General features: G+C 52.8%; 8 protein-coding genes and 2 pseudogenes. All 10 read left to right on the plus strand.

The features are described from left to right. Positions 1 to 334, plus strand: a pseudogene (locus J8X26_RS25830) (hypothetical protein); the annotation flags it as partial. Positions 335 to 347: 13 nt separating this feature from the next. Continuing rightward, on the plus strand, positions 348 to 701 hold the full coding sequence (locus J8X26_RS25835) for an HNH endonuclease (protein ID WP_208952415.1): 354 nt from the start codon (positions 348 to 350) through the stop codon (positions 699 to 701). A 144-nt stretch (positions 702 to 845) separates the two neighbouring features. Further along, entirely contained in the window at positions 846 to 1,319 is a 474-nt protein-coding gene (locus J8X26_RS25840; RefSeq protein ID WP_208952416.1) for a phage terminase small subunit P27 family, read from the plus strand. A gap of 3 nt (positions 1,320 to 1,322) precedes the next feature. Next, positions 1,323 to 3,053 (plus strand): annotated as a pseudogene (locus J8X26_RS25845) (terminase large subunit). Next, entirely contained in the window at positions 3,053 to 4,357 is a 1,305-nt protein-coding gene (locus J8X26_RS25850; protein WP_208952417.1) for a phage portal protein, read from the plus strand. Before J8X26_RS25845 ends, J8X26_RS25850 begins: the two are co-directional and overlap by 1 nt. A gap of 10 nt (positions 4,358 to 4,367) precedes the next feature. Continuing rightward, positions 4,368 to 5,216 carry a head maturation protease, ClpP-related gene (locus J8X26_RS25855; RefSeq protein ID WP_208952418.1) on the plus strand — a complete coding sequence of 283 codons (849 nt, stop codon included), beginning with the start codon at positions 4,368 to 4,370 and terminating at the stop codon, positions 5,214 to 5,216. A gap of 9 nt (positions 5,217 to 5,225) precedes the next feature. Then, positions 5,226 to 6,440 carry a phage major capsid protein gene (locus J8X26_RS25860; protein ID WP_208952419.1) on the plus strand — a complete coding sequence of 405 codons (1,215 nt, stop codon included), beginning with the start codon at positions 5,226 to 5,228 and terminating at the stop codon, positions 6,438 to 6,440. Between the two features lie 59 nt (positions 6,441 to 6,499). Then, a complete protein-coding gene (locus J8X26_RS25865; protein ID WP_152324924.1) occupies positions 6,500 to 6,844 on the plus strand; it encodes a head-tail connector protein in 345 nt (114 codons plus the stop codon). 10 nt (positions 6,845 to 6,854) lie between these two features. Beyond that, complete coding sequence (locus J8X26_RS25870) at positions 6,855 to 7,193, plus strand: phage head closure protein (protein ID WP_208952420.1); 339 nt, start codon at positions 6,855 to 6,857, stop codon at positions 7,191 to 7,193. Continuing rightward, positions 7,190 to 7,636, plus strand: coding sequence for an HK97-gp10 family putative phage morphogenesis protein (locus J8X26_RS25875; protein WP_152324922.1), 447 nt, complete (start codon positions 7,190 to 7,192; stop codon positions 7,634 to 7,636). The genes J8X26_RS25870 and J8X26_RS25875 overlap by 4 nt, the downstream gene beginning before the upstream one ends. The last annotated feature ends 105 nt before the right edge of the window (positions 7,637 to 7,741 follow it).

The raw sequence follows: 7,741 nt of genomic DNA on the forward strand, positions 1-7,741 counted from the left end.
CTATCTGGGCACCGGCCGCCCGCCACAGTATCAGCAGCAGATAGCAGCCAGCCTGATTGATGCCGATAAGCGACGGGGTGATTACATCACGATGGACCGTCTGATCCACGGTGTGTGCTACAGCCCGCCAGTCAGCGGACTAAGTCGCATCATTCAGAACTGGAACCGCACCAAGGCCGCAGACTATGCAGTCGGTGACGCGCTGGGTGGCAAGGTCATCTATCCGTGTTACTCGCTGGTTGACCATGCCGACGGTGAGGCAGTTGAACGGCATCCGGATAATCAATCAAGGGTTGAGCGTCGGCGCGCATGGCGTCTGGCCGTGTCACCCTGAAAGGTAAACCAATATGCCAGCAGCAATCCCTCGCGCATGCCGTAAGCACGGATGTGGGCGAACCACGACAGACCGTTCTGGTTATTGTGAGACGCATCGCAATGAAGGATGGCAGCAGCATCAGCGGGGACAGTCACGGCATGAACGTGGCTACGGCACCAGCTGGGACAAGCTCCGGCCGATTATCCTCGGTCGTGATAAGCACCTGTGCCAGGAGTGCGCGCGGCAGGGCAGGGTCACACCCGCCACGACCGTCGACCACATCACAGCTAAAGTCAATGGGGGTACCGATGACCCGGACAACCTCGAAAGTCTGTGCTGGCCTTGCCATCGGGCGAAAACAGGCCGTGAGCGGCTCAAACGATAATCGTTCCCATCAGGCGGGGAGGGCGGGTTGAGAGTTCAGGCCTTTCGCACCTCAGGACCGCCGCCTTCCTCTTTGTCACACGCCCGCAGGTTGGAAAAGATTTTTAGGGGTCCCCCTTTATACAATTAATAGGAGTTTTCGATTATGTCCGGACCACCGAAAACCCCGACGCACCTGGTTTTGATAAAGGGTAACCCATCAAAACGAGCCATTAATAAGGACGAACCAAAACCCCCTTCAGGGGTACCCCCAATTCCGAAGCATTTGGACAAGATGGGGAAGTACTGGTTTAAGCGGATCGGGGATGAACTCGACGCCATCGGCGTAATGACGAAGCTCGACGGAAAGGCGCTCGAACTATTAATCGAGGCCTACACAGAATATCGGCATCACTGCGATGTTCTCGCCGAAGAGGGTTACACGTACAAATCGCGCTCCGCCACCGGCGAAGAAATGGTGAAGGCTCACCCGGCAGCAGTTATGAAATCTGATGCATGGAAACGAATCAGGACGATGCTGGGAGAATTCGGCATGACACCTGCCAGCCGATCAAAGGTTGGAGCAAAAAGCCCCGCTGAGGCTGATCCATTGGAACAATTTCTTAATAAGCGCAAATGATGAATGGCAACCGTTTCGGAAGGTATCCAGTACGCCGAGCGCGTACTCTCCGGCGAGATTGTTGCTGGCGAACTGGTACGCCTGTCGTGCCAACGATTCCTTAACGATTTAGAGCATGGGCCGGAACGCGGCGTCTACTTCAGTGAGGATCGTGCCCAGCACATCCTCGATTTCTATAACTTCGTCCCCCACGTAAAAGGCGCACTGGCTGGCAAGCCGATAGAGCTGATGGCGTGGGACATCTTTATTCTGATAAATCTTTTTGGCTTCGTTATTCCCCTGATCGATGAAATGACCGGGGAACAGGTGTTCGATGACGATGGCGATGCAATTATGGTTCGCCGCTTCCGTACTGCTTATAACGAGGTGGCGCGTAAAAACGCTAAGTCGACTCTCTCCTCTGGGATTGGCCTGTACATGACCGGCGCGGATGGAGAGGGCGGCGCCGAGGTTTACTCAGCTGCAACCACCCGTGACCAGGCCCGAATCGTGTTCGATGATGCAAAGAACATGATAAAGAAAGCCCCCCGGACACTGGGCAGACTTTTTGGTCATGTAAAACTGAACATCCATCAGGAGAGAACGGCCTCTAAGTTTGAGCCGCTTTCCAGCGACGCAAATAATCTCGACGGCTTGAATATTCATTGCGGGATAGTCGATGAGTTGCACGCTCACCGAACCCGTGATGTCTGGGATGTATTGGAAACGGCCACCGGCGCGCGCCTTCAATCATTGCTGTTTGCCATCACGACAGCAGGCTCTAACAAAGAGGGCATCTGTTTCGAACAGCGTGACTACGCAATAAAAGTACTGCGCGGTGTTGTGGATGATGACACTTATTTTGCTGTCATTTACACGCTGGATGAAGACGACGATCCGTTCGATGAAAAGAACTGGCCGAAGGCGAATCCCGGGCTTGGCATCTGTAAGCGCTGGGACGACATGCGCCGTCTGGCAAAAAAGGCGAAAGAGCAGATCGCCGCCCGGCCTAACTTCTTCACGAAGCATTTAAATATCTGGGTGACAGCGGAAAGCGCCTGGATGGATATGGACCGCTGGGCGAAATGTGCAGACATCGCACCCGATGATGAACTGCGCAACTGGCCGCTTTGGGTGGGTATCGACCTTGCGAACAAAATCGATATTTGCGCCGCGGTTAAAACGTGGCGTTCGCCATCCGGACACACTCACACGAAGTCGAAATTCTGGATCCCAGAGGGAAGACTTGAGACTGCGCCGAAGCATATCTCCGAACTGTACCGGAAGTGGGCAGATGCAGGTTATCTGGACTTAACCGATGGTGACGTTATCGATCATGGCTACATCAAGGCCGAGGTTGAAGCTTGGGTGAAAGGTGAAAGCCTGAAAGAAATAGCCTTCGACCCTTGGAGCGCAACCCAGTTTAGTCTGGCGCTGGCCTAAGAGGGCTTACCGTTGGTAGAGGTCGCTCAGACAGTCAAAAACCTGTCAGAGTCGATGAAGTCAGTACAGGCCGATGTGTACGGCAGCAAAATCCACCACGACGGCAATCCGGTGATGACCTGGATGATGGCAAACGTCACAGTCAAACCTGACAAAAACGACAACATCTTCCCGAATAAATCTACCCCGGAAAACAAAATCGACGGACCGGTTGCACTGTTTACGGCGAAGAGCCGGTTACTGGTCAACGGCGGCGATGATAAACAGGACTTAACCGACTTCTTCGAAGATCCGATAATGATAGGTGTCTGATGAAATCCAAAAAACAACCAGGGCGTGTAAAAAGCGCCCTTTTAAATTGGCTCGGTGTACCTATCAGTTTGACCACCGGCACGTTTTGGCAGGAATGGATGGGGACCAGCAGCAGTGGTAAAACGGTGACCGTCGATAAGGCGATCATGTTGTCCGCCGTCTGGGCCTGCGCACGGTTGCTGAGTGAGTCGGTCTCAACGCTGCCGCTGAAAGTCTATAAGCGTGAAAAGGACGGTTCGCGGGCGCTGGCTACCGACCACCCCGCATATAAAGTGCTCTGCAAGCAACCCAACGGGGAAATGACCCCGTCCAGATTTATGCTGATGCTCGTTGCCAGCATCTGCATGCGGGGCAATGCCTTCATTGAAAAACTGATGATTGGTCAAAAGCTTGTTGGACTTAACCCGCTGTTACCGCAAAACATGGTCGTCAAGCGCCTTGATAACGGGGAATTGCAATACACCTACACCGATAAAAACGGTCAGCGCGTTATCCCTTTGAAAAACATGATGCACATACGCGGGTTCGGGCTGGATGGCGTATGCGGCATGATGCCGATGATGGCCGGTCGTGATGTCATTGGCTCGGCAATGGCGGTTGAGGAATCTGCCGCGAAAATCTTTGAGAACGGTATACAGAACTCAGGGTTCATCAGTGCTAAGACCGATATAAACGCGGAACAAAGAGCGCGCTTAAAGCAAAACCTGAACACGTTTGTGGGTTCAAAGAATGCCGGTAAGGTCATGGTGCTTGAAGGCGACATGACCTATCAGGGTGTGACGATGAACCCCGAGGCGGCACAGATGCTGGAGAGCCGTTCCTTCAGTATTGAAGAAATCTGTCGTTGGTTCCGGATCCCGCCATTTATGGTCGGGCATATGACTAAGCAAAGCAGCTGGGCATCCAGTGTCGAAGGCATGAACCTGTTATTCCTGACGAACACGTTGCGTCCGCTGCTGGTCAATATCGAGCAGGAGATCGCGCGCTGCCTGTTGGGTAACGATGAAGATTATTTTGCGGAATTTTCGGTTGAAGGTTTACTCCGAGCTGACAGCGCAGGTCGCGCAGCGTATTACACGACTGCCCTGCAGAATGGCTGGATGAGCAGAAATGATGTCCGCCGACTAGAAAATCTGCCTCCGATCCCGGGCGGCGACATTTACACCGTGCAGTTGAATCTCACCGCACTTGAAGATTTGCGCCAAAACAACCAGGCAGCGAGAGCCAACGCATTGCTCGAGCTCCATAACCAACTGTTCCCCGATATTTCTTTCGAACATTCCCCGCTGAAAAAGGCGGCTTAGGAGCCATCCCATGTCATTAAAGAATCTTCCGGCAGCGCCGGAGGGGCGCCCGTGCGCGAAAGTCACCAGTGAGCTATCACCGGCCGCTTTGGATCGCTGGGACGGTGGCATTAAGGCTGCCAACAGCAACGACAATACGATTTCAATTTTTGACGTGATTGGTGCTGATTACTGGGGTGAGGGTGTCACTGCAAATAGAATTGCTGGCGCTCTTCGTTCGATGAACGGCGAGGACGTCACGGTCAGCATTAACTCTCCGGGCGGCGATATGTTCGAAGGGTTGGCAATCTATAACCAACTGCGCGAATACAGCGGAAAAGTTACCGTCAAGGTGCTGGGGATCGCTGCCTCTGCCGCGTCGATTATCGCGATGGCCGGTGATGAGGTGCAGATTGGTCGCGGCGCGTTCCTGATGATCCATAACTGCTGGGTGTATGCGGTGGGTAACCGACATGACCTTGCACGGGCAGCCCAGGACATGGAGCCTTTCGACCGGGCAATGCAGGATATCTATTCCGTGCGCAGCGGGCTTGATGCGGCAACCGTGTCAGGAATGATGGACAACGAAACTTACATCGGTGGCAACGATGCGGTCGAAAAAGGTTTTGCTGACCGCCTTCTTTCTGCAGATGAAATCTCTGACGGTGATGAAAGCCCGGCAGCCGCGCTGCGTAAGCTTGACGCACTGTTAGCCAAAGCAAATACCCCGCGCTCTGAGCGCAGAAAACTTCTCAAATCTTTATCCGCCAGTAAGCCGGGCGCTACTGACGACCACCAAGGTAAGCCGAGCGCTACCGATGCACCAAACCCTGAAGACCTCAAACAACTTGAAAACGCGCTGGCCGCGTTCGGCAAATAAGGAAACACCATGTCCGAAGTAAATGAAATCCTGAAAAAAGTAACGGCGAGCATTGAAGAAGCTAATGGAAAATTCAGCGCTAAAGCAGAAGAAGCTTTGACCGAAGCCCGCAAGTCTGGCTCTTTGTCCGAAGAAACAAAGGCTGCAGTGGATAAGATGGCATCGGAATTCAATGCCCTGCGTGAAGCTGAAAAAACGCTGAAAGCCGCACTCGGCGATCTGGAACAGCACGTCGCTCAGATGCCTCTGAACAATGCTGCCAAAGTCGCAGAGACCGTGGGCAAAGTGGTGATCAGCTCCGAAGCGCTGAAGAGTTTTGCGGCGAGTGTTGAAGGCGGCAAGCGTGTAAACATTCCTGTGAATGCGGCATTACTGTCCCCTGATGTCGCAGACGGTGTAGTTGAACCGCAGCGACTGCCAGGCATTGACACTGCTCCAAAACAGCGCTTGTTCATCCGCGATCTGATTGCTCCTGGGCGCACTGGCGCTCCAGCGATTTTCTGGGTACAGCAAACTGGCTTCACTAATGCCGCGAAGGTTGTTCCGGAAGGTACGACCAAGCCATACAGCGGTATTGAGTTTGCAACCAAAATCACTGCGGTCACTACCATTGCACACATGTTCAAAGCATCCAAACAGATCCTTGATGACTTTTCTCAACTGCAATCAACCATTGATGCGGAAATGCGTTATGGCCTGAAATATGTTGAAGAACAGGAAATTCTCTTTGGCGATGGTACCGGTGTTCATCTTCATGGCATCGTGCCACAGGCTACTGCATTCGACCCAGCCTTTACGGTAGAACAGCAAAACGGCATCGATGATCTGCGTCTGGCAATGTTGCAAGCACAGCTGGCTCGCTTCCCGGCATCCGGCCATGTACTCCACTTCATCGATTGGGCGAAGATCGAGCTGACGAAAGACACGCTGGGCCGTTACATTCTGGCGAACCCTTCCGCTCTGACCGGTCCTACACTGTGGGGCTTGCCGGTCGTGGCCACAGAAACCGCCGCTTTCCAGGGTAAGTTCCTGACAGGTGCCTTTAATGCTGCCGCTCAGTTGTTTGATCGTGAGGACGCCAACGTGGTGATCAGCACCGAGAACGCCGACGATTTCGAAAAGAACATGATTTCGATCCGTTGCGAAGAGCGTCTTGCGCTGGCAGTTAAGCGCCCGGAAGCCTTTATTTACGGTGCATTCACCGCGCCTGGTGCGGGAAGTTAAATTTGCAACTTGTGGCGGCCTTCGGGCCGCTTTTTCATTTGTAAAAGGTTGGGCAAAAGATGGCTGATCCCGCCGCAGTTATTGATCTCGGTATCGTAAAAAATCATTGCCGGGTTGAACCAGATTTCACCCTCGATGATTCGTTATTCCAAATTTATACCGGTGCAGCGAAGCGCTACGTTGAAACGTGGACGCGCCGGACGCTTTACTTACTGAACACGGATCAGGGCTTTGACACGGATGAAAACCGACTGTTGCTTGATGACGATATCCGCGCAGCAATGCTTTTGCTGATTGGCCACTGGTATGCCAACAGGGAGACGGTAAATATCGGGAATATTACCTCGTCTATCCCTTTTGCTGTGGAATCACTTTTGCAGCCGTACCGAATTTACGGCGTTTAAGGAGTGCATTATGCAGGCTGGACGACTTCGCGATCGGGTAACCATTCAGAATTTTATTGAAACCAGAAAACCATCCGGACAACCGGAAAAGCTCTGGTCTGACACGGCAACCGTATGGGCGGAAGTGAAAGGCATAAGCGGGCGTGAACTTGTGGCGCCAGGGGCGGAAAAAGCCGAAGCAACGATACGCGTATGGATGCGCTATCGCGCTGACGTCGGCGCTTCATCCCGGCTTGTCTGCAATTCAGGCCCCTTTAAAGGACAGGTTCTAGAAATATCTGGCCCCCCAATCCCAGACTCAAGAATGACGCAGTTGGAAATTCTCTGTAATCAGGGGGTGAAAACGTGATCGACACTAAACTCGATTTCTCGGATTTGCTGGACCTGTCTGATGACCTGAAAGCCCTGAGCAAAGCTGAAAACAGAAAAGTGATGCGCGATGCCACACGCGCCGCCGCCACTGTTTTTAAAGATGAAGTGATCAAGCGGGCCCCCGTTCGCACCGGTAAGTTGAAGAAAAATATTGTCGTGATGACTCAGCGAGACAGAAACGGTGATATTTCCTCTGGAGTTCATATCCGAGGTACTAACCCTCGTACCGGGAACAGCGATAACAAGATGAAGACCAACGACAGTAAGAATGCTTTTTACTGGCGGTTTGTTGAGTTGGGTACCTCCAACATGGCTCAGGTTCCTTTTGTTCGCCCGGCTTATGATGCCCGCCAGGATGACGCGACAAAGGCTGCATTTTCCCAAGCCAATCTGGCTATCGATAAGGCGCTATCAAAATGACGGAAGCCGATGTTTTTGCGCTCATAGGTATGTTGGCAGCTACCGTGTTCCGTCAAAGAAAAGTTGCGTCAATTTTGGAAATACAGCCCCTAAGCGCTGTCAGCA

This window comes from Rahnella sp. ChDrAdgB13, assembly GCF_017655185.1.
GTDB classification, from domain to species: Bacteria; Pseudomonadota; Gammaproteobacteria; order Enterobacterales; family Enterobacteriaceae; genus Rahnella; species Rahnella contaminans.

Bases quoted from the DNA above. Each gene is read 5' to 3' on its own strand.
- J8X26_RS25835 (WP_208952415.1), top strand. From the start codon at position 348: ATGCCAGCAGCAATCCCTCGCGCATGCCGTAAGCACGGATGTGGGCGA.
- J8X26_RS25840 (WP_208952416.1), top strand. From the start codon at position 846: ATGTCCGGACCACCGAAAACCCCGACGCACCTGGTTTTGATAAAGGGT.
- J8X26_RS25850 (WP_208952417.1), top strand. From the start codon at position 3,053: ATGAAATCCAAAAAACAACCAGGGCGTGTAAAAAGCGCCCTTTTAAAT.
- J8X26_RS25855 (WP_208952418.1), top strand. From the start codon at position 4,368: ATGTCATTAAAGAATCTTCCGGCAGCGCCGGAGGGGCGCCCGTGCGCG.
- J8X26_RS25860 (WP_208952419.1), top strand. From the start codon at position 5,226: ATGTCCGAAGTAAATGAAATCCTGAAAAAAGTAACGGCGAGCATTGAA.
- J8X26_RS25865 (WP_152324924.1), top strand. From the start codon at position 6,500: ATGGCTGATCCCGCCGCAGTTATTGATCTCGGTATCGTAAAAAATCAT.
- J8X26_RS25870 (WP_208952420.1), top strand. From the start codon at position 6,855: ATGCAGGCTGGACGACTTCGCGATCGGGTAACCATTCAGAATTTTATT.